A 26,726-nucleotide genomic window follows, 5' to 3' on the forward strand; every position below is an offset into this window, starting at 1 on the left:
CCCCGCACGTTCACGGAACCGAAGGAGCCGCAGTGAAGTTCGGTGTCTCGACCTTCCTCACCGACCAGGGCATCGCGCCGGCCGCGTTGGGACGCGCCGTCGAGGAGCGGGGGCTGGAGTCCCTGCTCATCGCCGAGCACACGCACATCCCGGTGGCTCGCCGCACGCCGTATCCCGGCGGCGGCGATCTGCCGGAGATCTACTACCGCACGCTGGACCCCTTCGTCGCGCTCAGCGCGGTCGCGGCGGTGACGCAACGGCTGCTCGTGGGCACCGGCGTCGCGCTGGTGGCCCAGCGGGATCCGATCACCACGGCCAAGGCGGTGGCCTCCCTGGACCTGGTGTCCGGCGGGCGGGCCGTCTTCGGCGTCGGCGTCGGCTGGAACCGGGAGGAGATGGAGAACCACGGAACGGACCCGCGCACCCGGGGTCGCCTCGTGGACGAGCGGCTGCGGGCCATCCGCGAGCTGTGGACGGCGGACAAGGCGGAGTTCCACGGCGAGTTCGTCGACTTCGAGCCCGTCCACTCCTGGCCGAAGCCCGTCCAGCGGCCCCACCCGCCCATCTATGTGGGCGGCGGCGAGGGCGCCTTCCAGCGGGTGGCCGCCCTCGGCGACGCCTGGCTGGCCAACAGCGTGCCGCCCGAGGAACTGGGGCCGCAGATCGACCGGATGCGGAACATCGCCGGCCGCGATGTTCCGGTGACCGTCTACGCGGTGTCGAAGAAGCCGGAGGTCATCGAGAAGTACACCCGGCTCGATGTGGAGCGTGTGTTGTTCTACCTGCCGACGAAGCCGGAAGCCGACACGCTCTCCTACCTCGACCAGCTCGCCGACGTGGCCGGGCGTTTCCGCTGAGCCGGCGGGAGCACCCGTGCCCGGGATGACAGGCAGCCGGGCGCGGGAGCGGTTCGCCGGGGCCCGTGTCGCCCACCTCGCGACGATCGACGGCTCCACCCGTCCGCACCTGGTTCCCGTGGTGTTCGCCGTGACCGGTGACACGGTGGTGTTCGCCGTCGACCACAAACCGAAGCGCACGGCCCGGCTGAAGCGGCTGGCCAACATCGAAGCCCACCACCAGGTGTGCCTCCTCGTCGACCACTACGACGAGGACTGGGACCTCCTGTGGTGGGCACGCGCCGACGGCACGGCCGAGGTGCTGCCGGCCGCCGACGCATCGTCGGCCTCCGCGCGGTATGTGCGCCTGCTGGGGGAGAAGTACCCGCGGCAGTACGGTACGCATCCGCCCGCAGGGCCGGTCGTGGCCATCGCGGTCGGCCGCTGGTCCGGCTGGCACGCCGGCTGACAGGACGCGACCGGAGGGGCCCGTCGGGCCGTTGCGGCCGGTACGGCCTTCTTGCGCGGGGCGACAACGATGTGATCCCGTCCTCAACCCCGGCGGCGGTGGCCGGATCCCCCTCACTGTCGGTGCCCGCCGGGTCCGTGGACAAGCTGCCCGTCGGCCTGCTGCTGATGGCCGGTGACCATCAGGACGCCGAACTGCTGGCGCTGGGCGCCGCGGTGGAGCGGCGGCTCGACGCCTGGCGGCCTCCCCGCTGTCTGCCGTAGTCCTCAGTCCTGCGAGGTGGGGCGGACGGCGAGGACCGCGATGTCGTCGGTGCTGTCGGCGCCGAGCCCGATGAGCAGCTCGTCGCAGAAGACGTCGAGGGGTTCGTGTGCCAGAGCGGCCGTGTGCTGCCGCAGCACGGCCATGGCGTCGCCGAGGGATTCGCCGCGCCGCTCGATCAGGCCGTCGGTGTAGAGCAGCACCGTCGAATGCGCGGGGAGCGGATCGACGGCGGTGGGGCGGTGCTGCTCGGGGTCCATACCGAGCAGCAGGCCCGCCCCGTTCTCCAGGTAGCGGGTCTCCCCGTCCGCGGTGGTCAGCAGCGGCGGCAGATGCCCGGCGGAGGAGTGCTTGAGCTCCCAGGATCCCCGCTCGGACCTCTTGACGAGAGCGTAGACGCAAGTCGCGGTGGCTTCGCGGTACAGGCTGTGGTTCGCCAGGTCCAACCGGCGCAGCACCGCTTCGGGCGGCTCCTGGCGGTCGACGGCGATCCCACGGAGCATGCTGCGCAGCTGGCTCATGGTGATGGCCGCGTCGAGGTCGTGTCCGGCGACGTCCCCGATGACCAGCGCCGTCTCGCCGTTGGGGACGACGAAGCAGTCGTACCAGTCGCCGCCGACCTGGGCGGTGCTGGAGGAGGGTGCGTAGCGGGCGGCCATCTGCAGGTCCTGGATGTCCGGCAGCGTGGGCAGGAGGGAGTGCTGGAGGCGTTCGGCGATGTCCCGGGTTTCCTGATAGAGGCGGACGTTGTCCACGCCGAGGGCGAGATTGCGGACCAGGTCGTCGACCAGGGGCAGATCCTCCTCGGTGAACGGCCTTCTGCCCTCGCCACGGGCGACGGTCAGGGCGCCGAGGATCTCCCGCCGGGCCCGTAGCGGGGCTACCACAGCACTGCTTCCGCCAAGTTGTTCGAACAGCTCCAGGTGACGGGCGTCCAGCGGGTTCTGTGCCTGATGTGCCGCCGGGATCTCGGTGAACAGCAGCGGCCCCGCACCCCGCAACACCCGGGCCAGCGCTCCCCGCGCCGCCTCCGTCACCGGAGGCAGCCGGCCCTCACGGACGTCGGGAGTCACTCGCCGGGGGTCGCGATGGGCCACACAGACGCGGTCCACGAGGCCGCGCTCGTCCAGCAGATCCAGGGCACACCAGTCGGCCAGCCGTTGGGTCAGGATGCGGCACGCCTTCCGCAGCCCCTCGAACAGATCCGACGTACCACTCAGCGCGCTGCGGGTGCCGGACAGCAGGGAAAGCCGCTCCAGCGCCGAGACATCCCCCTCGCCGCTCCCCACCGCCACCGGCTCCGCAGCTGCCTGCTCGTACTGGTCGGCCGGCTCCGAGGGCGCGGGCGCCCGGTCCTTGCGGGGAGCGGGTCCGGAGGGGCCGGCCGCGCGCGGCGAGAGCTGGGCGACGAACACGGTGCGCCCGTCGACCGTCTCCTGGGTCTGGATGAGCAGCCGCACGGGAATCAGGCTGCCGTCGCGGTGCAGCGCGGGCAGGGGTACGGAGCGGCCGAGGATGCGGGGCCGGCCGGTGAGCTGCAGGGACGTGAACGCCGCCAGGTGGCGCTCCCGCAGGTGCTCCGGGATGAGCACCGTCAGCTGCTGCCCGACGAGTTCGTCGGGTTGCCAGCCGAGCACGTCCGCCACCGGTTCGTTCGCCGCCAGGATCCGGTCCTCCTCGTCGGCGGCGACGGTCGGGACCCTGCTGTCCCGCACCTGGCGGGGGTCCCACGACGACAGCTCGGAGGGGCTCGCACCCGGCTCACGGGGCACCACCGTCCAGGCGGTGGGCTGCCCACCGGCGAGCTGACTGGTGATCTGGTCGAACAGCCACTGGTGGAAGAGGCGATTCTGCGGGAGGGGCGGCCGGGTGAGAAGCCGCTCGTCGCGGGCCGCCTCCTCGGCCAGCCCGAGTACCCGCCGCAGTGTGAACAGCGCGGGTGTGGCGTCCGCCGGGACCGACACCTGCAGGGAGCGGATGTCCGCGTCGGAAGGCTGGTTCTCCCGAGCGGCCGTCACACAGGTGCTGAGCACGTTGCTCATGTCGTGCGCCGTCTCCAGCTCGTGCGGCCGTACGCCGAGATCCGCTCCGGCAAAGACGGCGAGGGTCAGCTCGCGCAGCAGGGCGTGGCGGCGATATCGGGACGCCGTGAACAGGGCGTCCGGCAGGTCGACCAGCGTCACTGCGTCGTGGGGGCCGGCGGGCGGCGTCGCGGCCTGCCAGCTGGAGGGCGGTGCGGACGGGTCGGCGGGGCCCAGCTCGCACCACACGGTCTTGCGCCCCTCACCGGTGTCGACCCCGTAGCGTGACGCCAGTTCTTCCATCACGACCAGCCCCAGCCCCGTGCTGGGATACGGCCGGCGCTCCTGCGGCACCACTCCCCGGGACGGCAGGTGATCACCGACCCGCACCAGGACCCGGTCGGCGGAGCGGGAGACCGATACCTCCACTTCGGTGCGGGCGTGCAGTACGGCATTGGTCACCAGCTCGCTCACCAGCAGCTCAGCGGTGTCCACCACCTGAGACGCCAGACCGTCCAAGGCGGCCCGTGCGAAGTGCCGGGCCGCCGTCACGCTCTCCGGTCGTGGGGGGGAAGCGCCGCGTGGGCGCCTCCGGTGTTCCCGGTGTTCCGGATGGTTCCGGCGAGCTGGGGTTGCCCATGGCACCAGTCTGCTGCAGACCGCCCGCGCGCGGCGCGGCTCGCCACGCAGCCGCCGGTCGCCGTTTCGTGTGCCTCCGCCGATCGAGTGACGGTCGGCGAAGCGCTGCTCCCCCCGCTGCGGACCTTCGTCGCCGCACACTGTCGCCGGACGCCGGAAGCGGGCCCGCTGTCATCCCGATGCGCTCTTTCGACGTTCTCCGTCAGGTGGAGAGCCTGAGGTCCCGCTCCAGCCGGAACCGCTCCAGTACCACCGGCGTGCTGTCGTCCACGGTGAACGACGGGTCGTTCAGCTCACGGCGCATTTCCTTCCCGTGCCAGAACGTCTCGTGGGCCGCGCGCCACTCCGCGAGGGTGCTGTGGCCCTCGCCCTCGGCGAGGGCGTGCGCGGTGTCGACGTCGCCGAGGCCCACGACACGTACCGCCGTCACCTCGATGAGGGCGACAGGCCGCTCGTCGGAGTCGACCACGACGGCGCGGCGGCCCACCTCGGGCAGGGGTTCGTCCGCGGCCTCGTACGCCCGCAGGAGCCCTGTCGTGGCCGTCTTCCGGCCGGCGAGAATCGCCGCTACCAGCCGGTCGCGGAGCGGGCCGGGGAAGGCGAACTCCTCCCGGGGGAGGGCGGAGAGATCCATGTCTGCGGTCATGGTGCGCCAGCCTACGGCTCTCTCGGTGCCGTGGGGTGCCGTTGCGGAACTCGGCGGCCCTGAAGGCGGCCGTCCCGATGCGGTCAGCGGGGGAGGGACAGGCGGGTCTTCGAGGCGGCCACGAGTTCGGGAACGGTGGCCAGCTTGCTGCGCGGTCTGCCGGTCCGGCTGCCGCGGGCCTGCTCGGCGCGGTCGATGGCGGCCAGCCCGCGTGCGTCGACGACATGGCGGCTGCGGCGGCGCGCCAGGCGCCGGAACGCCTTTCCCGAGTGGGCGGGCGCCGGAAGAAGACCGCCGGCCGCGTCACCGAGCAGGGTGGTGACGGTCTCGGCGGCGCAGGCGCGGTTGGTACCTATGCCCCCGGTGGGGCCCCGTTTGATCCATCCCACCACATAGCTGCCGGTCCGGCCGGTCACCCGGCCCTTCTCGTGCGGGACCGTGCCGCTGTCCTCGTCGAACGGCAGCCCGGGCAGGGGCGCGCCGCGGTAGCCGATGGCTCGTAGCAGCATCCCTGTGCGGATGCCGGTCTCACCGGCGCTTCCGGTGACGCGAACGCCGACCACGCCTGGACTCGTCCGGTCCGTGCCGCCGTCGTGCTGCACCGCCACCGGCGCGGAGTGGAAGCGGAAGACCAGCCGGCGGCCGCCCGTCGGTACCGGCCCGGACAAGTCCACCCGCTCGCACGGGAGTTCCCGCAGCAGGGCGGCCTTGTCCCGTGGGCCTGCGGCGTCGATGGCCGCGCCGGTACGCGGGTCGTGGTCGTCGACCACCAGCTCGATGCCGGGCAGCTGGGTGAGGGCGAGGAGTTCGGGCCGGGTGCAGGCGGCGTCCTCGGGCCCTCGGCGCGCCAGCAGCACGACTTCCCGCACGGCGCTTGCCCGCAGCGCGTCGAGCGCGTGGTCGGCGATGTCCGTGCCGGCCAGCTCCTCCGGGTCGGTGAGCAGGATGCGGGCCACGTCCAGGGCGACATTGCCGGTTCCGACCACGACGACGCGCTCGGTGGACAGATCGACCGCGTCGGCGGGGACGTCGGGGTGGGCGTTGTACCAGGCGACGAAGGTGGTGGCGGGCAGGGAGCCGGCCGCCTCCTCGCCGGGGATGCCCAGCCGCCGGTCGCCGGGGGCGCCCACCGCGTAGACGACGGCGTCGTGGTGGGCGGACAGCTCGTCCGCGGTGATGTCCTCGCCCACGTCCACACCCAGCAGCATCCGCACCCGCGGATGGTCGTGGAACCGGGCGAAGGCGTCCCCGATCCGCTTGGTCGCCGGGTGGTCGGGCGCCACGCCGTACCGCACCAGCCCACCGGCCACCGGGAGCCGGTCAAGGAGCGTGACCTCGGCGCCGGTGTGCAGCAGCAGGTCCTCCGCGGCGTACATGCCGGCCGGCCCGGTACCGACGATCGCGACCCGGGGCGCGGTGAAGTCGGCGGGCAGGGTACGGGGGAAGGCCGGCTCGTCCCAGGAGTGGAAGATGGGGCTGTCGGCCGCGGGCTGCGGCGTCGGGGCGTCCGCGTAGTAGGCGGCGTTGATCTCGGCGTACGCCTGCTGCGGACCGGTGAGGCTCTCGACGGGGAAGACCGCGTCCACCGGGCAGGCGTCCGCGCAGGCGCCGCAGTCGATGCAGGTGGCGGGGTCGATGTAGAGCATCTCGGTGCTGCCGAAGTCCGGCTCGCCGGGGGCGGGGTGGATGCAGTTGACCGGACAGACGGACACGCAGGTGGCGTCGTTGCAGCAGTTCTGACTGATGGCGTACGTCATGGGACCAGTTCTGTGGGCGGCGTGCGGTGGTGGGCGGGCGGCGTCGGGGCGCGCGGTGGCGGTGCCCGGGCGGGCTGTGGCGGGCCGGGTCAGATCAGATGGGCGCGCTTGTAGAAGACCAGCGCCGGCCTGGTCAGCAGCCGTGCCGAGGCCAGGAACTCCATCAGCCCCGCGCAGCTGGAGCGCAGCATGGACTTGTGGTGCTCGTTCGCCTGTGCCTCGGCGAGCGCGCGCTTCTCGTCCAGCCCGGCGTGGGCGTAGACCTTTTTGTTCACCATGCTGGTGACGATGACGTAGGAGGCGACGGCGATCACGAAGGCGTTGATCTGACGGCGCAGCCACCCTGCTTTCGCCAGCCGCTTGCGGGTCTCGTCGCGGGCGAACTTCATGTGCCGCGACTCCTCGACGACATGGATGTTGTTGATGGTGCGGACGAACGGCACGACCCGCTGGTCCCGCATCCAGTCGCGCTGCATGACATCGAGGACTTCCTCGGCGACGAGGATCGCGGCGTAGGCGGCCTCCCCGAACGCGAGGGTCTTGAAGGCCCGGCCGAGCTCACGGGCGACGCGGCGCGGCTGATAGGCGGGCGCCCGGAGCTTTTTGGCTCCACGGGCGAACATGATCGAGTGCCGGCACTCGTCGGCGATCTCGGTCAGTGCCCACTGCACCGTCTCGTCGGACGGGTCCTTGGCGTAGATGTCCCGCAGGATCATCTGCTGCAGGATCATCTCGAACCAGATGCCGGTACCGGCGACCGACGCGGCCTCCTGCCGGGTGAGCTCCTTGCGCTGCGCGTCGGTCAGCTCCGCCCAGTAGGCGGTGCCGAACAGGGTGCTCCACTCCGGGCTGGTGCCGTGGAAGTCCTCGTCCAGCGGCGTGTCCCAGTCGACTTCGGTCTGCGGGTCGTACGACAGCGTCGCCGAGGAGTCCAACAGCCGTCGGGCGACGCCGGCTTCCTCGGCGAGGTGCGAAATGTCCGGCCGGGTGGTGCTGCTTGCCATGCTGCGACTCCTCGGTTCGGATAGCGGGCCGTTCCCGACTGGCCACGGGCGTGATGCGGCGTCCCGAGACGCCGCACGCCTCTTGTTAGACGGACTGTATAACAAGCGAAATGCCGTGCCTACCCTTCAGTAAGAAGCTCCGGCCGTCACCCGGCGGCCTCCCGTCAGGTGCCGGGGGACAGGCGCGGCCGGGGGGTGGGCGCGAGGGCGATGTTGTCGTATCCGGGAAGGGTCTCGGCTGTCAGCGGTGGCGCACCGTGGAGTTCCGCGTGCAGCAGCCACCGCAGCCGCCGGGCGCTGGCGTGGTAGAAGCGAAGCTGCGTCCCGCGTCCGAACACCGCGAAGCCGGCCCGGACGACGGGGTTCGCCATCGGCGCGCGCCGTGAGTAGCCGGAGATGCGGAACTCCACGGCTCCTGTCCGCAGGTGTTTGACGACCTTGTAGGTGAGTTCGCCCTGCTCCAGGTGGCCCTGGAGGGTCCGGTAGGCCCATCCCCACACCCGCGACGCGGCCTCGCCGCTGCCGTGCGTCTCGTCGATCACGGACGTCACCCGTACGCCCATGTCGAACCGGAGGCCGGCGAACCGGCCTTCCAGGAGCATGTCGCGGCCGAGCAGTGCGGAGTCGGTGCGGTACAGGGCGCGCAGGATCGCCGGTTCCGCGAACTGGTAGTCGCGCACCAGACGGCAGGCGATCTCCCAGGGGCCATCCCGCACGGGGTCACCGGCCGGTTCGTGGGCCAAAAGCCGGCGGAGCGAGTCGACGTGCCAGCCCGAGTTCCAGGTGGGCACCCGGTTTTCGGTCAGCGGGCCGTAGTTGACCTTGCGGTCGGACAGCGTGTGCAGTGCGGCGACAGCCGACGCACGGTACAGCCGTCGTTCACGCAGCATGCCTGCTGCCCCGTCGGGGGCGGCCCTCCGGCTGCGGGAGGAGCTTCTGCTCCAGCTCCGCCATGGACTGGCTCATGTTCCACAGCGTGGGTGCCCACAGACCGACGAACAGGGCGCGGCGCTCGGCGTTGCCGCGCTCGTCCTGGTCGAAGCTGGCGGCGCGCATCCAAAAGACGATGCAGAGTCCGACGGATCCCATCGACAGCAGTTGCAGATGCGCGCTGCGCAGCCCGATCCGGTACATCAGCTTTTCGAAGAGCACGCCGACCTCCTGAGCTGGGAGTGCGGGCATCACCGGTACGCACCTATGCCCCTTTCATGGTGTCATAGGTGTTATGTCCCTACAGGGTCGGATGCGGCTGGGAGCCGGCGGCCCCGTCCGGAACGGCTCGGACGGGCCTCCGGCCAGGCTGCCGGGCAAGCCGTCACTGCGACGGCGGATCGGCACGCTCCTGCGCTTCCCGGTGGGCGTCCGGCTGGTCTCCTGGGAGTACATGTGGCGGGTGACCGCGCTGCACCGCAGCGAGGTGGAGGGGGACGCCGACGATCTGCCGCCGCCGCTGCCGAGCGCATTCGTCGACGAACTCACCAAGCACCTCGTCGACGGTGTGGGCCCGATGTTCCACCGCCGCTTCAGCGTCCGCATCCACGGTGCGCGGCTGGGGCCCGAGGCGCTGATCGGCGCCATGGCGGCGGACCTGAACCGGCCCGCTCCCTCGACCGTGGCGGTCTTCCACAAGACGCGGGGCGAGGAGGGGCCCGCGCGCCCTGGTGACGAGTACCGCGTGCAGATGCCGGGCCCCTGGGACGGGCCCGTCCGGGTGCTCCACCGCGACCCGGTCACCATCCGGCTGGGCACGCTGCGCGGGCACCTGGAGGCGGGACAGATCCAGTTCGCGGCCCACGAGGCCGGGGGCGAGCTGCGGTTCGAGGTCGAAGCGTGGTCGCGCGCCGGTGACTGGTGGGCCGACCTGCTCTACAGCCGGCTGCGGGTGGCCAAGGAGATCCAGTTCAACATGTGGGTGCACGTCGCCCTCGGTGCCGCCGCCATCGCCGGAGGACGCCTGCGCGGAGGCGTCACCATCGAGACGCGCAGCATTCCGCCGGCCTTCTGCGAGGCGGCGCGGCACTGCTGAGGCCTGCTCGGCGCGCTGCGGCCCGCCGCGGCGCGAGCGGCCTGCGGTGCCGGCGCTCCCCTCCCGGCGGGCCGCTCACTCCCAGACGGCGACGCTGCGCCGGACCGGGACGGCGCCCGGGTCGCTGGCGAACAGCTGGGGGGAGTGGGCGCGGATGCGTTCGATATCGCTGAAGACCGCGCGCAGATGGGTGCGCATGGCCGTGCGGGCGCGGTCCGTGTCGCCGCTGAGGACCGCCTCGAAGATCTGAGTGTGCTGGTCGGCGAACGCGGCCGAGGAGGCGTGTTCGTGGAGCCCGAGCCGTCGGGCGCGGTCCAGGTGTCCCTTGGCGGCGGCGACGGTCGTCCAGGCGTTGGCGTGGCCGCTCAGCCGCAGCAGGCCCTGGTGGAAGGCCTCGTCCAGCGTGAAGAACTCCTCCAGGTCCAGCTCGGTGCCGCGCTGGTGCTCCAGGTTGTCCCGCAGTTCGGCGACGACGCCGGGGTCGAGTTCCTCGGGCAGATCCTCCAGTGCGGCCAGTTCGACCGCCTCGCGCAGGAACTGGGCGTCCGCGACCTGGGCCGGGTCGACCCGGGAGACGAAGGAGCCGATCTTGGGGAAGATCTGCACCAGCCCGTCCTGAGCCAGCATGATCAAGCTCTCCCGGACCGGGGTGCGGCTCACCCCGAGGGAGGCCGCCAGCTCGTTCTCGGAGAGGGCGGCGCCCGGGGGGAGCTCCAGGGTCAGGACCATCCGGCGCAGCCGGTTGTAGAGGGCGCGCCGGCTGGTCGTCCGCCGGTTCGAGTCAGCCATGCGGCCCATCGTATCGGGAGGGTGCGCGCGTGGGGCCCGGACAGAAGTACAGGTGAGCGCGGTGCACCTCTTGTCCATCTGGCCGACAAGTGCTTGTATACAAGCCCTGCCCGACCATTGGCCGCTTCACCCGACCGTTTGAAGGAGAAGGGACGCCGTGAGCAAGATCGAGCACGCCGAGGTGTTCGTCGCTTCCCCGGGACGCACGTTCGTGACCCTGCGCATCACCACCACCGACGGGGTCACCGGCCTCGGCGACGCCACCCTCAACGGACGGGAGCTGGCCGTCGCCGCGTATCTGCGCGACCATGTCGCCCCCCTGCTGATCGGCAAGGACCCGGCCCGTATCGAGGACATCTGGCAGTACCTGTACAAGGGCGCCTACTGGCGGCGCGGGCCGGTCACCATGACCGCCGTCTCCGCCGTCGACACGGCCCTGTGGGACATCAAGGGCAAGACCGCGGGGCTCCCCGTCTACCAGCTGCTCGGTGGCCGCTCCCGGGACGGCGTCCTCGTCTACTCGCACGCCAGCGGCACCGACGTCCCCGCCCTCCTCGACGACGTCGAACGCTTCCTCGAACTCGGCTACAAGGCCGTCCGGGCCCAGGCCGCCGTCCCCGACGTCGGCGGCACCTACGGGGTACGCAAGGGCAGGCTCTACGAGCCGGCCGCCACCGCGCTGCCCCAGGAGCAGCCCTGGGACACCGAGGCGTATCTGCGCTTCGCCCCCACCTATCTGGAGGCGGTGCGCGAACGCTTCGGCTTCGGCTTCCACCTCCTGCACGACGTCCACCACCGGCTCACTCCGATGGAGGCCGCCCGTTTCGGCAAGCGCGTCGAGGACGTCGGGCTGATGTGGATGGAGGACCCGACACCGGCCGAGAACCAGGAAGCCTTCCGCCTCATCCGCCGGCACACCACCACGCCGGTCGCGGTCGGGGAGGTGCTCACCTCCATCTGGGACGTCCAGCAGCTGATCACCGAGCAGCTCATCGACTACGTACGCACCACCGTCGTGCACGCCGGGGGCATCACCCACCTGCGCCGGATCTTCGACCTCGCCGCCCTCTACCAGGTACGCACCGGGTCGCACGGGGCCACCGACCTGTCCCCGGTCAGTCTCAGCGCCAACGTCCACCTCGACCTGGCCGTGCCCAACTTCGGCATCCAGGAGTACATGGGCCACCCCGAGGAGGCGGCCGAGGTCTTCCCAGGCGGCGTCACCTTCTCCGACGGCATGCTGCACCCCTCCGAGGAACCGGGCCTGGGAGTGGAGTACGACGAGACCGCCGCGGCCCGCTTCCCGTACGAACAGCGCTATCTGCCGGTGGCCCGCCGCCTCGACGGATCGGTCCACGACTGGTGACCGCCTCCGACCGCACCGACCGCGCGGTGCCGCCCCGCCTCGGCCGGGCGACCCTGCACCGGCTACCGCACGAGTGCCGTCCCGCCATCGACCCGGACGCGCTGCGCACCCGCGTCGTCCACTTCGGACTCGGTGCCTTCCACCGGGCGCACCAGGCCGTATGGACCGAGCAGGCCGCCGCGCGCTCAGGGGAACCCTGGGGGATCACCGCGGTCGCGCCCCGCTCGCCCGCGGCGGCCGGGCCACTGCGCGAACAGGACCTCCTGTACTCGTTCACCGAGCGCCGCCCGGACGGCGCCGCCACCCGGGTCGTCGCCGCGCTGACCGGTGCACTGGTGATGACCGAGGACGCCGCGCGGGTCGACGCGCTGCTCGCCGACCCCGAGGTCACGGTCATCACCCTCACCGTCACCGAGAAGGGCTATCACCGCCTGGCCGGACGGGACCCGCGCGAGGGGCCCGTCCTGGACCGGGCGGCACCGGCAATCGCCGCGGACCTGGAACGCACCGTGGCCGGAGCCGGGATCGGGGGCCGGGGCGGGGCCGGGAGTTCTGCGGGGCGGCTGTCCACCGTGGTCGGGCGGCTGGCCGCCGGGCTGGCCGCCAGGATGCGGTCCGGCGCGGCGCCCCTGACCGTCGTCTCCTGCGACAACATGGCGGACAACGGCGCCGTACTGGGCGCCGCCGTACGGGACTTCATCGCCGCGAGCGGCTGGCCCGACCGGCGGACCGTACTCGACCGGATGGCCACCGCCGTCGCCTTCCCCGGCACGGTCGTCGACCGGATCGTCCCCGCCACCACCGACACCGACCTGGCGCGCGCGGCCATGGCGCTCGGACAGCGGGACGCGGCCGCCGTGACCGGTGAGCCGTACCGCAGCTGGGTGCTGGAGGACTCCTTCGCCGCACCCCGGCCCCCCTGGGAGCTGGACGGCGCGCTGTTCGTCCCCGACACCACCCCCTACCAGCTCACCAAACTCCGGCTGCTCAACGGCTGCCACTCCGCACTCGCCTACCTCGGGTCCGCGGCCGGCCGGACCACCGTCGCCGAAGCGCTGGACACCGACTGGGGCGCCCCGCTGGTGCGCGGCCTGTGCGCCGAACTGGCCCCCACCCTGCCGCCTGGCGGACCCGATCCGGTGGCCTACGCCGCAGAACTCGTCACCCGCTTCCGCAACCCGGCCATGGACCACCAGCTGCGGCAGATCGCCACCGACGGTTCGCTCAAGCTCCCCGAACGCTGGCTGCCCGCGCTGCGCACACTGCGTGCGGCCGGCACCCCCACCCCCCTCCTCGAAGTCGCCCTCGCGGGCTGGGTGTACGCCACCCACCCGGACCGGCAGGCCGCCGACCCCGCGGCCGAAACCCTCGCCGACTGCTGGCGCGGCCACCCGGAGCCCACCGGCACCGTCCGCGCCCTGCTCACCATGCTCGGCGCCGCCGACCTCGCCGACGACTCCGCGCTCACCGGCGCCGTCGCGGCACGGCTGCCCGCGCTGCGGGCCGGCCGGATCGAGGTCTGACCCGAACGCCGGACATACGTCCCCCTCCCCACGAGCAGCCACGAACAACGGAGTTCCGATGACGCACAGCGCCGCAACCGAGCCCGCGGGCACCGGTCGTGTGCAGCGAACGACCCGCGACCTGACCAGAGCCGCCGTCTCCGGATGGCTGGGTACAGCCATGGAGTTCATGGACTTCCAGCTCTACTCGCTGGCCGCGGCGATCGTCTTCAACAAGATCTTCTTCCCGGGCGCCGGCCCGGCGTTCGGCCTACTGGCCGCCATGGCCACCTACGGCGTCGGCTACGTGGCCCGCCTCGTGGGTGCCGTCTACTTCGGCCGGATGGGCGACCGCGTCGGCCGCAAGAAGGTCCTGGTCCTCACCATCCTCATGATGGGCGCCTCCACGATGCTGATCGGCGCGCTGCCCACCTACGCCGAGATCGGGCTGCTGGCCCCCTCGCTGCTGGTGGCCCTGCGCCTGGTCCAGGGGTTCGGCGCCGGCGCCGAGATCGCCGGTGCCACCGTCATGCTCGCCGAGTACGCCCCGGTCCGCCGCCGTGGTCTGGTCGCCTCGCTGGCGTCGCTGGGCACCAACACCGGCACTCTGGCGGCGTCCGGGCTGTGGGCCGTGCTGCTGGCCGTGCTGTCGGAGGACCAACTGCTCTCCTGGGGCTGGCGGCTGCCGTTCCTGCTGAGCTTCCTCCCGCTGCTGTTCGCCCTGTGGCTGCGCCGCAACCTCAAGGAGAGCCCGGTCTTCGAGGAGCGCCCCGACGTCGTCGACGGAGTGGCCCTCGACAGCGGCCGACCGCGCTCCGCAGCAGCCGAGCCCACGAGCAGCGATGAGCAGTCCGCAGGCAGGGACGACAGCCCGCAGCCCGCGTACGCCGGAGAGCCCGCCGTTGGCGCTGCGGCCACGCTGGAGGCGGGGCTGCGGCAGCGCAAGGGCCGGGCCTTCTTCCTGACGCTCGGCCTGCGCTTCGGCCAGGCCGGCAACTCCGGTCTGATACAGACCTTTCTGGTGGGCTATATCGCCGGGACCCTGGCCGTCGACCGCTCCGTGCCCACCGACGCCATCCTCTACGGCTCGCTGCTCGGCTTCGTCACCGTGCCGCTGATCGGCATGGCCGGAGACCGCTGGGGCCGCCGGCCCGTCTACGTCGCACTGTCCGGCCTGACCATCGTGCTGGCGTTCCCGCTCATGCTGCTGATCGCCCAGGGGAACACCGTCGCGCTGACGCTCGGCATGATCCTCGCGCTGAACATCGGCGTCCTGGGCCTGTTCTCGCTGGAGAGCGTCACCATGGCCGAACTCTTCGGCTCCCGCACCCGCTTCACCCAGCTGGCGGTGGCCAAGGAGATAGGCGGTGTGCTGGCGACCGCGATCGGCCCGGTGCTCGCCGCCGCGCTGACCGCGGCGACCGGGAGCTGGTGGCCGATCGCCGTCATGCTCGTCGTCTACTCCCTCATCACCCTGCTGTCCGCCCTGTTCGCCCCCGAGACCCGCGGTCGCGACCTGGTCCGCGCGGAGGACGCCGTATGAAAGCCGTCGTGGTCCACGGACCCGGTGACGTACGGGTCGACGAGCGGCCCGTGCCCGCTCCCGGCCCCGGCGAAGTACTGCTCGCACTGGAATGGGGCGGCATCTGCGGCTCCGACATCGCCTACTGGAGACACGGGGCCTCCGGCACCGCCACGCTCGTCCATCCCCTGGTACTCGGGCACGAGGTGGCCGGCCGGATCGCCGCCGTCGGACCCGGGGTCACCGGCGGTGCCCGGATCGCCGAGGGGACTCCCGTCACCGTGCACCCCGCCCAGCCGGTCGGTGACACCACCCTCCCCGAGCGGCTGGCGGGCCGCACCAACCTACTGCCCCGCGTGCGGTACTTCGGCTCCGCCGCCTTCGACCCGCACACCGACGGCGGCTTCAGCGAATACCGCACCGTGCCCGCCACGCAGCTGCGACCGCTGCCCGAGGGCGTCTCCACCGAACACGGCGCCCTCGCCGAACCGCTGGCTGTCGCCATGCACGCCGTCCGCCGGGCTCCCGCGCTGCGGGACCGCGCCGTGCTGGTCAACGGGGCGGGGCCGATCGGCTCCCTGCTGGTAGCCGCGCTCCGGCACTCCGGAGCCGCCCATGTGACCGCGGCCGATGTGGCCCAGGGCGCGCTGGAGGTCGCCCGTGCGATGGGCGCCGACGACACCCGCGATCTGTCCGAGGGCCAGGAGCTCCCCGAGGACGTCGAGGTCGTCTTCGAGGCGTCCGGCGCGCCCGGGGCGCTCGGAGAGGTGCTGCGGGCCACCGCGCGGGGCGGCCATCTGATCCAGGTCGGCAATCTGCCCGGCACTCCGGCGCCCGCCGTGCTCGGCGATCTGGTGACCCGTGAGATCACCTGGAGCGGTTCGTACCGCTTCGTGGAGGAGATCGACGACGCGCTGGCGGCCATGCGGGACGGTCTCGACGTCACCCCGGTCATCAGCCACCGCTTCGATCTGGCGGAGGGCGCCCGGGCCCTGGCCGTCGCGGCCGACCCCACGGCGGGCTGCGGAAAGGTGATGCTGCGGCTCGGAGGACCGGACCGGCTGCCAGGACCGGACGGGCCTCAAGGAACGGACGGGCTCGGCGCGCCGGGCTGAGCGGCGTCCCGTCAGCCGCGGGGGAGGGGCGGAGGCTGAGCGGGATCGCGCGGCACGGGGCCGGTTCCGCCCCGGGTCACGGCTCCCGGTGCACCTTCGTGTTGGACGCCTGGGCGCGCGGGCGGACCACCAGCAGGTCGACGTTGACGTGGCTGGGGCGTGTGACGGACCAGACGATCGTGTCGGCGACGTCGTCGGCGGTCAGCGGCTCGGCCACGCCCGCGTACACCTTCGCTGCCTTCTCCTCGTCCCCGCGGAAGCGGGTCAGCGCGAACTCGTCGGTTCTGACCATGCCGGGAGCGATCTCGATCACCCGTACCGGATCGCCGACGATCTCCAGCCGCAGCGTCTCCGCGAGCACATGCTGCCCGTGCTTGGCCGCGACGTAACCGGCCCCGCCCTCGTACGTCGCGTGCCCGGCGGTGGAGGAGAGCACCACGACCGTGCCGTCGCCGCTCGCGGTCAGTGCGGGCAGCAGCGCCTGGGTGACGTGCAGGGTGCCCAGGACGTTCGTCTCGTACATCGCTCGCCAGTCGTCCGGATCGCCGGAGGCGACGGGGTCGGCCCCCAGCGCGCCGCCCGCGTTGTTCACCAGGACGTCCAGCGTGCTGAACCGCCCGGCGAACTCGTCGACCGCCGCCCGGTCCGTGACATCCAGGGCGTACGCCTCCGCCTGGTGACCCGCGTCGTCGAGCGCCGCGGCCAGGGCCTCGATGCGGTCCGCACGGCGCGCTGTGAGCACCACCCGGTAGCCGGAAGCCGCCAGCCGGCGCGCGGTGGCGGCGCCGATACCGCTGCTCGCGCCGGTGACGACAGCGGTACGGGACGAAGCGGCGTGCGGGGTGGCGCTCATGAACGCTCCTGACGTCCTGGACGTGCGGTGGTCTGCCGCCAGGGTATGCGCGCAGGTCGGTGCGGTGGGCAGCCGCCCCGGCGCTGCCGTACCGACCGCCCCGGGGGGCAGCGGCCGGGGCGGTCAGGAACCGAGCGTCCTGCGGAAGCACACCCGGTCCTGCCCGGGGCCGTCGTAGTCGCTGTGCACGGGCAGTCCGTCGACCTCGCGGTCCCCGCTTTCCACGGTGAAGCCCAGTGCGCGGTGGAAAGCGATGGACCCGGTGTTCGCCGGCGAGGTGATCGCTCGCACCTGAGTCCTGCGTGCTTCGGCGGCGCGCTGGAAGAACGCCGTGTAGAGCGTGCGGGCCATGCCCTGGCCCCGCAGCTGCGGATCCACACCCACGAAGTGGATGTAGGCCTCCTCGTCGTTGTCGGCGGCATGGAAGCCGACGAGGAACCCCCGGATGCCCGTGTCGTCCTCCAGCACCAGGCTGGTGCGGGAGAAGAACTGCAAGAACAGCTTGGGGAGCAGCAGCGACAGTTCGCGGGCCTGCTGCGGGGTGCGTGAGTCTCCCCACCACCGCTGTACGCAAGCGACGATCGTGCCGTGGTCGCCGATGTGGGCCTGGCGCAGTGCGGGCAACTCTTCCCTCCCTCGGTTCTGTCCGGTTCCCCCGGTGCCGTCCGCCGCTCAGCCTGCCATCTCGAAGCGGGGCTGCTGCGCGCGGGTGCTCACAGGAAGCTGACGTTCTGGGCGAGGGAGAGTTCGCTGGAGTAGTTGATGGTGTTGGTGGCCGAGCGCATATAGGCCTTCCAGGCGTCGGAGCCCGACTCCCGTCCGCCGCCGGTCTCCTTCTCTCCGCCGAAGGCGCCGCCGATCTCGGCGCCTGAGGTGCCGATGTTGACATTGGCGATGCCGCAGTCGGAGCCCGCCGCGGAGAGGAAGATCTCGGCCTCCTGCTGGTCGCGGGTGAAGATGCTGGAGGACAGGCCCTGGGGGACGTCGTTGTGCAGCTCGATCGCCTCCTCCAGGGTGTCGTAGGTGAGGACGTAGAGGATCGGCGCGAAGGTCTCCTCCCGTACGACATCTGTCTGTTCATCGACGCGGACGAGGACCGGTTGGGCGTAGGCCGCACGGGGCGCGGCCTGGGACAGCCGCCGGTTTCCGCCCGCGAGGACCTTGCCGCCCTGGGTCTGGACGCGGGCGAGGGCGCTGTTCATCGCGTCCAGCGACGCGGTGGAGATGAGCGGTCCCACCAGGGTGTTCTCGTCGAACGGGTCACCGATGGGAAGCCTGTGGTAGGCGGCGACCAGACGTTCGACGAGCGTTTCGGCGATGTCGCGGTGGACGATGAGGCGGCGTAGCGTCGTGCAGCGCTGGCCGGCGGTGCCCGCCGCGGCGAACACGATGCCCTGGACGGCGAGATCGAGATCGGCGGACGGGGCGACGATCGCCGCGTTGTTGCCGCCGAGCTCCAGCAGACTGCGGCCGAAGCGGGCCGCGACCCGGGGGCCGACCTCGCGGCCCATCCGCGTCGAGCCGGTGGCGCTGACGAGGGCGACGCGCGGATCGTCGACCAGCCGCTCGCCGACGGCCCGGTCGCCGAGCAGCAGCCGGTGCACATCGCGGGGAGCGCCGACCTCCTCGGCCGCACGGCCCAGCAGATGGTCGCAGGCCAGCGAGATGAGCGGGGTGAGTTCGGAGGGCTTCCACACGACCGTGTCACCGCAGGCGAGGGCGACGGCGGTGTTCCACGACCAGACGGCGGCGGGGAAGTTGAAGGCGGAGATGACACCGACCACGCCGAGCGGGTGCCAGGTCTCGGCCAGGCGGTGGCCGGGCCGCTCGGAGGCGATGGTGCGGCCGTACAGCTGCCGGGACAGGCCGACGGCGAAGTCGCAGATGTCGATCATCTCCTGGACCTCGCCGAGGGCTTCGGACCGGATCTTGCCCGCCTCGATGGTGACGAGGTCGGCGAGGTCGCTTTTGTGCTCGCGCAGCAGCTCGCCCAGTCGGCGCACCAGTTCACCGCGGCGCGGGGCGGGCGTGGAGCGCCAGGTGAGGAACGCGGCGCGGGCGTCGGTCACGGCGGCTTCGGCGTCGCCCGCGGTGGCGGCCTGCAGCCCGAAGAGATTCTCCCCGGTGAGGGGGGTGCGCGCGTGGAAGTCGCCGCCTTCCGGAACGGTGACGCCGATGTTGCCGAGGCCGGTGAGCGCACGGGCCCGCAGTTCGTGCGTGGTCGGCAGGGCGGGGCTGTCGCTGGTCATGGTCATCCTTGGGGGTGGAGGGGAGGGACAGGGCGAAGGAGGGCACCGTCGTGCCCCAACTCGCTCGCCACCTGGGCGAGGGAGCGGTTCTGCTGCTGTTCGTAGAGCGCGTAGGGATCGAGAACGTCGCGTCCGACGGCCCCGGAGAGCCAGTCGGCGTCGTAGGCCGTTCCTTGCTGTTCGTTGTCGCGGGTGCCTTCCGAACCGAGGTTGGACTGGAAGATGCCGGCGGCCGAGCGGGGCAGGAAGTCCTCGTAGACGATGGGCTCGGCGCGGACCCGGCCCTGCCGCACCAGTTCGCTGACGCTGCTCGGAGGAGGGCTGCCGTCGCGGGGCCGGTCGGCGGCCACCCGATAGGTGAAGTAGGCCAGCCCCTGGGCGGCGAGCTCCTGTTCGGTGGCGGGCATGTGCCGTTCCCACACGGCGCGGGCGATGTCCCCGCGTGCTTCTCCGGGCGACTGGGTGCTCCGCTCGTCGACCAGTGAGAGCAGGTTGTCGTAGCGGGCGCGGCCCTCGTGGGTGAGGGCGATGCCGCGTGCCTCAACCTCCCCGAAGCGCACACGCAGGGCGCCGCTGACGACGCTGCCGTCCGGGGTGCGCATCGCGCGGGGTTCGGCCAGGGCCCGGAAGGAGGTCTGCCGCAGCAGGACGTCCGGCCCGCGCCACGCGGGCGGCCCCTGGATGGTGTCGATCATCTCGATACCGCGCTCGGTCATCCGGCGGTACAGCTCGTCGATGTCGAGGACGCGCGGGGTGAGGTGGTTGATGTGGGTGCTGCGCACTCCGCCGATGTCCGCGGCGACCGCGGAGATGCGCTCCAGGGTCCGGTACCAGGACATGTCGACCGGCTCCGGGGACAGTTCGAAGGCCCCGACGGCGAGTTGGAGGAAGCGCTCGGCGTCCTCCTGGGGGAGTTCCCGTTCGGCGGCGGCGCGGTCCGCCAGCGCGAGCAGTTCCGGTGGGAAGAGCTCACGACCCGCGAGGAAGGCCTCCAGCCGGGCGCGCAGGTCGGGGTCGAAGAAGCGGGGGTCGGCCGGGGTGAGCATGGAGGTGAAGACCCGGAAGGGGTTGCGGGCCAGCTCCTCGCGCTCGACCGGCCGGAAGGCGGTGGAGACGACGGGGACGGCGCTGGTGGCTGCTTCGCGCAGATCGTAGAAGCCGACAGGGTGCATACCGAGCGCCGCGAACACCCGGCCGACCTGCTGCAGTTCCCGGGGCGTGCCGACTCGGATCGCGCCATGGCGCTCGGCGGTCACCCGGCTGATGGACCCCAGTCGTTCGGCGTCGGCACCCTGTGCGCGCAGCACGTCTTCGTTGACCTCGCGCGAGACGTCCACGAGCGTGGTGTAGGCGGGCACCTCCCGCCCGTACATCTCCGAGAGCCGGGCGGCGAAGGCGGCCCGGAGCCGCCACTGGCTGAGCGTTGACATGGTTCTGCCTTTCGCGTCGCAGAACGCGCTGGGCGCTGCGGAGGGAGGGGGCGCTGGTTCACACCACATGGGCCTCGGGACGGGTCTCGGCGCCGGTACGGAAGCGGTCGGCGCTGAACGGGCCGATGTCGGCGAACGGCCGGCGTTCCAGATACAGGTCCCGCATGACTTCGCCCACCGCGGGCGCCTGCAGGAAGCCGTGTCCGGAGAAGCCGGTGGCGTACAGGAAGTTGTCGAGCTCGCCGGAGCGGCCGATCAGCGCGTTGTGGTCCGGGGTGTTCTCGTACAGACCGGCCCATCCGCCGACGGTCTCCAGGCCGGCCAGTGCGGGGGCGCGGCGGCGGACGACGGCGCGGTACAGCTCCAGCCACTCCGGGGTCCAGGTGGTGTCGAAGCCCTCGGGCTGATCGGGGTCGGCGAGCCCGAACAGCAGTCCGTCGTCGCTGTTGTGGAAGTAGGCGGTGGAGGAGAAGTCGATGGTGAAGGGGATGCGCGGCGCGGGCGGGACGAGCGGCGCGCTGAACGCCAGCTGCCTTCGCACCGGCCGTACGGGGAGGCTGACGCCGACCATGTCGCCGATCTGCCGGGACCACGCCCCCGCTGCACAGATGACGGTGCCGCAGGCGATGGCCCCGTTGCTGGTGTGCACCCGGGCCACCCGGGTGCCGGCGGTGTCGATACCGGTGACCTCGGTGTGCGTGGCGAAGGTGACGCCGGCGTCGGCGGCGGCCTTCGCGTAGCCCCGAACGACGAGCCCCGGACGGGCGTGGCCGTCGGTGGGGGAGTACGCGGCGGCCACCAGGCCGTCGGTGCTCAGCCAGGGGCACAACTGCTGTGCCTCCCGCGGGCCGATCATACGGCTGGGCACGCCGAGACCGTTCTGGACGCCGACCGCGGACTCGAAGTCGGCCACCTGTTCCTCGGCGGTGAGCAGGAACAGATAGCCGACGGTGTCGAGCCGGATGTCGGCGCCGGGGCGGGCGCGGAAGTTCCGGTAGGCGTGCAGGCTGCGGTGGCCCAGTTCGATGTTGAGCGGGTCGGAGAACTGGGCGCGTACGCCACCGATCGGCTTGCCCGAGCTGCCGCAGCCCAGGTCGCCGCGTTCGAGTACGACGATGTTGCGTACCCCGGCCTCGGCGAGGTGGAAGGCGGTGCCGGCACCCATCACACCGCCGCCGATGATCACGACATCGGCGGAGTGCGGAACGGTGCGGAGAGCGGAGGAGGGCATGGGCCGATCCCTTCCGACGGCCGGCGACGGGCGGACGCGGGGCGGGCCCGGACGCGGCGTGGCTGTCAGTGCGAGGCGGTGCTGATCAGCTGTCTGCCCCCACATCGTGCAGCAGCGCGAACGTTGACGTCCATGAACAGTTCCTGCGCCGATCCGTTTACGGTCTCTATATGGAGTGGACGAGTGCGCAACTGCGATCGCTGGTGGAGCTGACCCGGCAGGGAACGGTCACCGCGGTGGCGAAGGCCCTGGGATACACGCCGGGCGGGGTGTCGCAGCAGATCGCCGCGCTGGAGAAGTCCACGGGCATGGAACTGCTGCGGAGAGTGGGACGCCGGGTCGAGTTGACCGACGCGGGGATGACCCTCGCCGCGCACGCCGAGCGCATCCTGGCCACGGAGGCCGAGGCCGTCGAGGCGCTGGAGCGCACCCGTACCGAGATCTCGGGCACCTTGCGGATCGGGCTGTTCACCACGGCCGCCGCCGAGATCCTCCCCCCGGCGCTGCGCCGTGCCCGGGAGGTGCATCCCGGGCTGACAGTGCGCAGCCGGGACATGGATGTGGACGACGTGTACGACGCGGTGGCCGGCGGTGCGGTGGATCTGGCGCTCGGACTGGACTACCCCGACGTGCCCATTCCCCGTGATCCGTCCTTGTGCGTACTGCCGCTGTCCCGGGAGCGGTTCTCCCTCGCGGTTCCGGCAGACGCCATGCCCGGCCGGAAGACGGCCTCCCTGGCGGAGATGAGGGAAGAGGGGTGGATCCTGCCGTCCGCCGACAGCTATTACGGGCGCGCCGTGCTCACCGCCTGCCGACGGGCGGGCTTCGAGCCCCGGGTGCTGCACGAGGTGACCGACACCGCCGCGACCCTGGCCCTGGTCGAGACGGGTGTGGGGGTGAGCGTGGTGACCGACCTGATGCTGCGGCTGCGGGCCTCGCGGCTCGATGTCATCGGGCTGCGCGAGGCCATGGAGCGTCACATCGTCGTGGTCGTCCGGTCGGCCGCGGAGCATCGTCCGACGGTGGCGGCCCTGGTGGAGGTGCTCCGGTCGGCGGCCTTCGCCCGGACCGGGCACCGGAGAGGGGCCGAGCGGGCCGACTGATCCGGGTGCGGGATGCGGACCTGGCTGGAACCTGGAACCGGGCGCGGCGGCACACCGCACACCGTCGGCCGCGACCTCGCCGACGACCTCGCCGACGGCCGCGTCGTGGCCGCGAGGCGAAGCAGCGGCCGCCTCCCGTCCGCACTGCTGCGGACGGGAGGCGGCGTGCGGTTCGGCGCCGTCTTCAGGCGCCGGTCCGGGCTTCCTCGGCGCGCAGTACGCGATCCGGTCGCAGCGGCAGGTCCCGGTGGCGCACGCCGGTGGCGTGCCAGACCGCGTTGGAGATCGCCGCCGCGACCCCCACGATGCCGATCTCCCCGATGCCCTTGAGCCCCACGGGGTCGTCGGGGACCGGGTCCTCGATCCAGTCCGCCTCGATCACGGGGACATCGGCGTTGGCGGCGACGTGGTAGCCCGCGAAGTCCGCGCCGATGTGGCTGCCCGAGGCCTGGTCCCGGACCGCCTCCTCGTGCAGGGCCATGGACAGGCCCCAGACCATACCGCCGACGAGCTGGCTGCGGGCGGTGAGCGGGTTGATGATGCGACCTGCCGCGAAGATGCCCAGCATGCGGCGTACCCGGATCTCACCGGTGGCCGGATCGACGGCGACCTCGGCGAACTGCGCGCCGAAGGAGTGCCGTTCCTTCTTGGCGAGCTCGGCGAGCAGCCCCGCGGTGTCCGTGTGCGCCGTGATGCCCTCCGGCGGGATCTCCCCGTCGCCCAGGGCCAGTCGGCCGCGCAGCTCAGCGGCGGCGGAGGTGACGGCCAGCGCCCAGGAACGGGTGCCCATCGAGCCCCCGGCGACCCAGGCGGGTCCGAAGTCGCTGTCGCCGATCCGCACCGCCACGCGTTCGGGTTCCACCTCCAGCGCCTCCGCGGCGATCAGGTTGAGGGCGGTACGGGCGCCGGTGCCCACGTCGGCCGCGGAGATCCGCACGGTGAAGGTGCCGTCCGCCTCGGCCGTCACGGACGCCGTGGAGGGTGCGGCCCCCGACGGATAGGTGGCGGCGGCCGTCCCGGTGCCCAGCAGCCATCGGCCCTCGCGGCGCAGGCGGGGCCGCGGATCGCGCTCGGCCCAGCCGAACCGGCGGGCTCCCTCCTCGAAGCAGCCCAGCAGATCGCGGCTGCTGAACGGCAGCCCGGACAGCGGGCCGACGGTCGGCTCGTTGCGGGCGCGCAGTGCGATCGGATCCATACCGAGCCGTTCGGCCAGCTCGTCCAGGGCCGACTCCACCGCGAAGGACCCCGGCGCCTCGCCGGGCGCCCGCATCCAGGTCGGCGTGGGCATGTCCACATCGACGAGCCGGTGCGCGGTGTGGTGCGCCCGGGCGTCGTACAGCACGCGTCCGAGCGCGGCGCTCGTCTCGACGAAGGGGCGCAGCGTCGAGGTGAGGTTGAGGGCCTCGTGGCCGAACGCGCGCAGCCGCCCGTCCGGGTCGGCGCCGAGCCGCATACGCTGCGCGGTGGGGCTGCGATAGCCGGTGACCGCGAACGTCTGGCGACGCGTCAGTGCGACGCGCACGGGACGCTGCAGCACCGTCGCCGCCATCACCGCGGCCACCTGGTGCGGCCGCAGGCCCTTGGAGCCGAAGGCGCCGCCGATGTGTTCCGAGCGCACCCGGACCGACGACGGATCCAGGGAGAACATCTTCGCGAGTTCGTCCGCGACCCACATGGCGCCCTGATTGGCGTCGAGCACATCGAGCCGTCCACCGTCCCACCGGGCGGTGGCGGCGTGTGGCTCCATGGCGCTGTGGTGCTGCTCGGGGGTGGTGTAGGTGGCGTCCAGCACCACGGCGGAGGCGGCGAGTTCGGCCTCCAGGTCTCCCTTGGTCAGCACCGCGTTGCCGTCGTCGGGCACGTAGCTGTCGGGCCGGTCGGCGTGGAAGGCCACGTCGTGGGGTTCCACCTCGTACTCGACCACGAGCGCTTCGGCGGCTTCCCGGGCCTGCTCGGGCGTCTCGGCGACCACCAGCGCCACCGGCCAGCCGATGTGCGGTACCCGGTCGTGCTGGAACAGCGCGTTGGTGGGGTCGGGCGGGCCGAGCAGGGAGACGTAGTCGGTCAGCACGCGCGGCGCGTTGCCGGTGTGGAGGACGGCCAGGACGCCGGGCATGGCGCGCACCGCTTCCTCGCCGATCGCGCGGATACGGCCACGCGCCGCGGTCGACAGCACCAGCCAGCCGTGTGCCAGGTTGGCGAAGGGCTGTTCGCTCGCGTAGCGAGCGGCACCGGTCACCTTGTCCCGGCCCTCGACGCGGGTGTGGGCGACACCCACGGAGCGGTGCCGCGCGGTGGTGGCCGTGGGCTGTGCCGTGGTGGTCATCGGGTGGTCTCCTCGGCCAGTTCGGTGAGCAGGGCGACGACGAGGTTGCGTATCAGGGGCACCTTGTAGGCGTTCTGCTCCAGCACCTGGGCGGCGGCCAGCTCCGCGTCGGCGGCCTCGGCGAACACGGAGGGGGCGGGCGGCCGCCCGCTCAGCACCCGCTCGGCGGTGCCGGCCCGCCACGGCCGGGAGGCGACGGCGCCGAAGGCCAGCCGCACCTCGCGGACCACACCGTCGGCCACCTCCAGCGCGGCGGCTGCGGAGCCGATGGCGAAGGCGTAGGAGGCTCGCTCGCGGACCTTGCGGTAGCGCGAGTGCGCGGCGACCGGAGCGGGCGGCAGCGTGACGGCGGTGATCAGCGCGCCGGGCGGCAGCGCGGTCTCCCGGTGCGGTGTGTCGCCCACCGGGAGATAGAAGTCGGCGAGAGCCACCTGCCCGCTGCCCTCGGCGGTCTCGTACGAGACGACGGCGTCGAACGCGGCCAGTGCGACACCCATGTCGGAAGGGTGCACGGCCACGCAGTGCGCGGAGGCCCCGAGGATCGCGTGGTTGCGGTGCTCGCCGGTGGCGGCCGAGCAGCCGGTGCCGGGGGCGCGCTTGTTGCAGGGGAGGGAGGTGTCGGTGAAATAGGCGCAGCGGGTGCGCTGGAGGAGGTTGCCGCCCACGGTGGCCATGTTGCGCAGCTGCCCGGAGGCCCCGGCCAGCACGGCCTGCGCCAGCGCCGGGTAGCGGCGGCGGACCTCCGGATGGGCGGCCAGCTCGCTGTTGGTGACCGTGGCGCCGATGCGCAGTCCGCCGTCGTCGGTGGACTCGATGCGGTCCAGCGGCAGTTCGCGTACGTCGACGAGGCGGCCCGGGCGCTCGACACCGGTCCTCATCAGGTCGACGAGGTTGGTGCCGCCACCCAGAAAGCGCGCGTCCGGGTCGGCGTCGAGCAGGGCGACGGCACCGCCGACGTCGGTGGCGCGCTGGTAGCTGAACTCCCTCACGCGGCAGGCTCCTTCGTGGTCCCGCCCGCGGCGGACCCCGTCGTGTTCTCGGCGGCCCGGGCCACCGCTTGGACGATCGAGACGTAGGCGCCGCAGCGGCACAGATTGCCGCTCATCCGCTCTCCTATCTCCTCGGGCGTCAGTTCCGGGGGTCCCGCCTCGGGACGTATGTCGTCGGTGGCGGCGCTCGGCCAGCCCGCCGCGTGTTCGTCGAGCACGGCGAGCGCCGAACAGATCTGGCCGGGAGTGCAGTAGCCGCACTGGAACCCGTCGAGGTCGAGGAAGGCCTGCTGCACCGGGTGCAGCGCTTCACCGTCCGCGACCCCTTCGATGGTGGTGACGGCGCGGCCCTCCGCCGCGACCGCCAGTTGCAGACAGGAGACGATGCGGCGTCCGTCGACCAGGACGGTGCAGGCTCCGCACTGTCCCTGGTCGCAGCCCTTCTTCGTGCCGGTCAGGTCGAGGCGCTCGCGCAGGGCGTCGAGCAGGCTGGTGCGGTGATCGACGGTCAGAGTGTGGTGCTCTCCGTTGATGGTCAAAGTGATCGCGCTGGCGGTGGCTGGGGCCATGAGCAGCCTCTTTCGCGAATGCG

The 26,726-nt window shown here is 72.3% G+C and carries 23 protein-coding genes and 1 pseudogene; 9 read left to right on the forward strand and 15 right to left on the reverse strand.

What is annotated here, in order from left to right; translation table 11 throughout:
- Positions 1–32 precede the first annotated feature (32 nt).
- The 3 genes and pseudogenes from KBY19_RS13480 to KBY19_RS13490 form a co-directional block, all read left to right on the forward strand.
- Positions 33–857, forward strand: coding sequence for an LLM class F420-dependent oxidoreductase (locus KBY19_RS13480; RefSeq protein ID WP_099877706.1), 825 nt, complete (start codon positions 33–35; stop codon positions 855–857).
- Between the two features lie 25 nt (positions 858–882).
- Positions 883–1,305: a TIGR03668 family PPOX class F420-dependent oxidoreductase gene (locus KBY19_RS13485; RefSeq protein WP_210965846.1), complete on the forward strand. Its 423-nt coding sequence runs from the start codon at positions 883–885 to the stop codon at positions 1,303–1,305.
- 53 nt (positions 1,306–1,358) lie between these two features.
- Positions 1,359–1,568: pseudogene (locus KBY19_RS13490) on the forward strand (amidase); the annotation flags it as partial.
- A gap of 3 nt (positions 1,569–1,571) precedes the next feature.
- Here KBY19_RS13490 and KBY19_RS13495 read toward each other — a convergent pair.
- The 6 genes from KBY19_RS13495 to KBY19_RS13520 form a co-directional block, all read right to left on the reverse strand.
- Positions 1,572–4,139, reverse strand: a complete 2,568-nt coding sequence (locus tag KBY19_RS13495) for a SpoIIE family protein phosphatase (protein WP_307843504.1) — start codon at positions 4,137–4,139, stop codon at positions 1,572–1,574.
- Between the two features lie 289 nt (positions 4,140–4,428).
- The gene (locus tag KBY19_RS13500) at positions 4,429–4,872 is read right to left on the reverse strand and encodes an ASCH domain-containing protein (RefSeq protein ID WP_099877698.1); all 444 of its coding nucleotides are present in this window, start codon (positions 4,870–4,872) and stop codon (positions 4,429–4,431) included.
- An 83-nt stretch (positions 4,873–4,955) separates the two neighbouring features.
- Positions 4,956–6,629 carry an FAD-dependent oxidoreductase gene (locus tag KBY19_RS13505; protein ID WP_210965828.1) on the reverse strand — a complete coding sequence of 558 codons (1,674 nt, stop codon included), beginning with the start codon at positions 6,627–6,629 and terminating at the stop codon, positions 4,956–4,958.
- A gap of 89 nt (positions 6,630–6,718) precedes the next feature.
- Positions 6,719–7,633 (reverse strand): diiron oxygenase, encoded by a 915-nt coding sequence (locus KBY19_RS13510; RefSeq protein WP_210965829.1) that lies wholly within the window; start codon positions 7,631–7,633, stop codon positions 6,719–6,721.
- Between the two features lie 164 nt (positions 7,634–7,797).
- A complete protein-coding gene (locus tag KBY19_RS13515; RefSeq protein ID WP_210965830.1) occupies positions 7,798–8,523 on the reverse strand; it encodes a DUF1990 family protein in 726 nt (241 codons plus the stop codon).
- On the reverse strand, positions 8,513–8,815 hold the full coding sequence (locus KBY19_RS13520) for a hypothetical protein (protein ID WP_099877687.1): 303 nt from the start codon (positions 8,813–8,815) through the stop codon (positions 8,513–8,515). Before KBY19_RS13520 ends, KBY19_RS13515 begins: the two co-directional genes overlap by 11 nt.
- 43 nt (positions 8,816–8,858) lie before the next feature.
- Here KBY19_RS13520 and KBY19_RS13525 point away from each other — a divergent pair, with 43 nt between their 5' ends.
- Positions 8,859–9,659, forward strand: coding sequence for a DUF1990 family protein (locus KBY19_RS13525; protein ID WP_247690940.1), 801 nt, complete (start codon positions 8,859–8,861; stop codon positions 9,657–9,659).
- A 75-nt stretch (positions 9,660–9,734) separates the two neighbouring features.
- On the opposite strand, the gene KBY19_RS13530 is transcribed toward KBY19_RS13525, so the two are convergent.
- Positions 9,735–10,448 carry a GntR family transcriptional regulator gene (locus tag KBY19_RS13530; RefSeq protein ID WP_099877681.1) on the reverse strand — a complete coding sequence of 238 codons (714 nt, stop codon included), beginning with the start codon at positions 10,446–10,448 and terminating at the stop codon, positions 9,735–9,737.
- Positions 10,449–10,605: 157 nt separating this feature from the next.
- Between KBY19_RS13530 and manD the strand changes: the two genes are divergently transcribed.
- From manD to KBY19_RS13550, 4 genes are read left to right on the forward strand one after another with little or no spacing between them, the layout of a single operon-like run.
- Positions 10,606–11,814, forward strand: coding sequence for a D-mannonate dehydratase ManD (manD, locus tag KBY19_RS13535; protein WP_099877678.1), 1,209 nt, complete (start codon positions 10,606–10,608; stop codon positions 11,812–11,814).
- Complete coding sequence (locus KBY19_RS13540) at positions 11,811–13,337, forward strand: mannitol dehydrogenase family protein (RefSeq protein WP_210965831.1); 1,527 nt, start codon at positions 11,811–11,813, stop codon at positions 13,335–13,337. Before manD ends, KBY19_RS13540 begins: the two co-directional genes overlap by 4 nt.
- A 58-nt stretch (positions 13,338–13,395) precedes the next feature.
- On the forward strand, positions 13,396–14,859 hold the full coding sequence (locus KBY19_RS13545) for an MFS transporter (RefSeq protein WP_210965832.1): 1,464 nt from the start codon (positions 13,396–13,398) through the stop codon (positions 14,857–14,859).
- On the forward strand, positions 14,856–15,953 hold the full coding sequence (locus tag KBY19_RS13550; protein WP_185016110.1) for an L-idonate 5-dehydrogenase: 1,098 nt from the start codon (positions 14,856–14,858) through the stop codon (positions 15,951–15,953). The genes KBY19_RS13545 and KBY19_RS13550 overlap by 4 nt, the downstream gene beginning before the upstream one ends.
- 76 nt (positions 15,954–16,029) lie before the next feature.
- Here KBY19_RS13550 and KBY19_RS13555 read toward each other — a convergent pair whose 3' ends face one another.
- The 5 genes from KBY19_RS13555 to KBY19_RS13575 all read right to left on the reverse strand — a co-directional run bounded on the left by KBY19_RS13555 (position 16,030) and on the right by KBY19_RS13575 (position 21,716).
- On the reverse strand, positions 16,030–16,806 hold the full coding sequence (locus KBY19_RS13555) for an SDR family NAD(P)-dependent oxidoreductase (protein ID WP_210956955.1): 777 nt from the start codon (positions 16,804–16,806) through the stop codon (positions 16,030–16,032).
- Between the two features lie 123 nt (positions 16,807–16,929).
- A complete protein-coding gene (locus KBY19_RS13560) occupies positions 16,930–17,430 on the reverse strand; it encodes a GNAT family N-acetyltransferase (RefSeq protein ID WP_210956954.1) in 501 nt (166 codons plus the stop codon).
- Between the two features lie 89 nt (positions 17,431–17,519).
- Positions 17,520–19,061, reverse strand: a complete 1,542-nt coding sequence (locus KBY19_RS13565) for an aldehyde dehydrogenase family protein (protein ID WP_210965833.1) — start codon at positions 19,059–19,061, stop codon at positions 17,520–17,522.
- Entirely contained in the window at positions 19,058–20,485 is a 1,428-nt protein-coding gene (locus KBY19_RS13570) for a DUF1338 family protein (protein WP_099877660.1), read from the reverse strand. The genes KBY19_RS13565 and KBY19_RS13570 overlap by 4 nt, the downstream gene beginning before the upstream one ends.
- Before the next feature lie 58 nt (positions 20,486–20,543).
- Entirely contained in the window at positions 20,544–21,716 is a 1,173-nt protein-coding gene (locus KBY19_RS13575) for an FAD-binding oxidoreductase (RefSeq protein ID WP_099877657.1), read from the reverse strand.
- A gap of 170 nt (positions 21,717–21,886) precedes the next feature.
- Here KBY19_RS13575 and KBY19_RS13580 point away from each other — a divergent pair, with 170 nt between their 5' ends.
- Entirely contained in the window at positions 21,887–22,819 is a 933-nt protein-coding gene (locus KBY19_RS13580) for a LysR family transcriptional regulator (RefSeq protein ID WP_210965834.1), read from the forward strand.
- A 184-nt stretch (positions 22,820–23,003) separates the two neighbouring features.
- Here KBY19_RS13580 and KBY19_RS13585 read toward each other — a convergent pair whose 3' ends face one another.
- The 3 genes from KBY19_RS13585 to KBY19_RS13595 are packed head-to-tail and all read right to left on the reverse strand — an operon-like array spanning position 23,004 to position 26,703.
- Positions 23,004–25,145, reverse strand: coding sequence for a xanthine dehydrogenase family protein molybdopterin-binding subunit (locus KBY19_RS13585; RefSeq protein ID WP_099877652.1), 2,142 nt, complete (start codon positions 25,143–25,145; stop codon positions 23,004–23,006).
- Positions 25,142–26,134, reverse strand: coding sequence for a xanthine dehydrogenase family protein subunit M (locus tag KBY19_RS13590; protein WP_099877649.1), 993 nt, complete (start codon positions 26,132–26,134; stop codon positions 25,142–25,144). The genes KBY19_RS13585 and KBY19_RS13590 overlap by 4 nt, the downstream gene beginning before the upstream one ends.
- Positions 26,131–26,703: a (2Fe-2S)-binding protein gene (locus KBY19_RS13595; RefSeq protein ID WP_099877647.1), complete on the reverse strand. Its 573-nt coding sequence runs from the start codon at positions 26,701–26,703 to the stop codon at positions 26,131–26,133. The genes KBY19_RS13590 and KBY19_RS13595 overlap by 4 nt, the downstream gene beginning before the upstream one ends.
- Between the last annotated feature and the right edge of the window lie 23 nt (positions 26,704–26,726).

The sequence above is a fragment of the Streptomyces sp. B15 genome, assembly GCF_018070605.1.
Lineage (GTDB): Bacteria > Actinomycetota > Actinomycetes > Streptomycetales > Streptomycetaceae > Streptomyces > Streptomyces smyrnaeus.

Coding starts and splice junctions, on each gene's coding strand:
- KBY19_RS13545 (WP_210965832.1), top strand. CDS start 13,396: ATGACGCACAGCGCCGCAACCGAGCCCGCGGGCACCGGTCGTGTGCAG.
- KBY19_RS13565 (WP_210965833.1), bottom strand. CDS start 19,061: ATGACCATGACCAGCGACAGCCCCGCCCTGCCGACCACGCACGAACTG.
- KBY19_RS13570 (WP_099877660.1), bottom strand. CDS start 20,485: ATGTCAACGCTCAGCCAGTGGCGGCTCCGGGCCGCCTTCGCCGCCCGG.
- KBY19_RS13500 (WP_099877698.1), bottom strand. CDS start 4,872: ATGACCGCAGACATGGATCTCTCCGCCCTCCCCCGGGAGGAGTTCGCC.
- KBY19_RS13550 (WP_185016110.1), top strand. CDS start 14,856: ATGAAAGCCGTCGTGGTCCACGGACCCGGTGACGTACGGGTCGACGAG.
- KBY19_RS13585 (WP_099877652.1), bottom strand. CDS start 25,145: ATGACCACCACGGCACAGCCCACGGCCACCACCGCGCGGCACCGCTCC.
- KBY19_RS13485 (WP_210965846.1), top strand. CDS start 883: ATGACAGGCAGCCGGGCGCGGGAGCGGTTCGCCGGGGCCCGTGTCGCC.
- KBY19_RS13595 (WP_099877647.1), bottom strand. CDS start 26,703: ATGGCCCCAGCCACCGCCAGCGCGATCACTTTGACCATCAACGGAGAG.
- KBY19_RS13525 (WP_247690940.1), top strand. CDS start 8,859: ATGTCCCTACAGGGTCGGATGCGGCTGGGAGCCGGCGGCCCCGTCCGG.
- KBY19_RS13520 (WP_099877687.1), bottom strand. CDS start 8,815: ATGCCCGCACTCCCAGCTCAGGAGGTCGGCGTGCTCTTCGAAAAGCTG.
- KBY19_RS13515 (WP_210965830.1), bottom strand. CDS start 8,523: ATGCTGCGTGAACGACGGCTGTACCGTGCGTCGGCTGTCGCCGCACTG.
- KBY19_RS13575 (WP_099877657.1), bottom strand. CDS start 21,716: ATGCCCTCCTCCGCTCTCCGCACCGTTCCGCACTCCGCCGATGTCGTG.
- KBY19_RS13530 (WP_099877681.1), bottom strand. CDS start 10,448: ATGGCTGACTCGAACCGGCGGACGACCAGCCGGCGCGCCCTCTACAAC.
- KBY19_RS13555 (WP_210956955.1), bottom strand. CDS start 16,806: ATGAGCGCCACCCCGCACGCCGCTTCGTCCCGTACCGCTGTCGTCACC.
- KBY19_RS13510 (WP_210965829.1), bottom strand. CDS start 7,633: ATGGCAAGCAGCACCACCCGGCCGGACATTTCGCACCTCGCCGAGGAA.
- KBY19_RS13580 (WP_210965834.1), top strand. CDS start 21,887: ATGGAGTGGACGAGTGCGCAACTGCGATCGCTGGTGGAGCTGACCCGG.
- KBY19_RS13505 (WP_210965828.1), bottom strand. CDS start 6,629: ATGACGTACGCCATCAGTCAGAACTGCTGCAACGACGCCACCTGCGTG.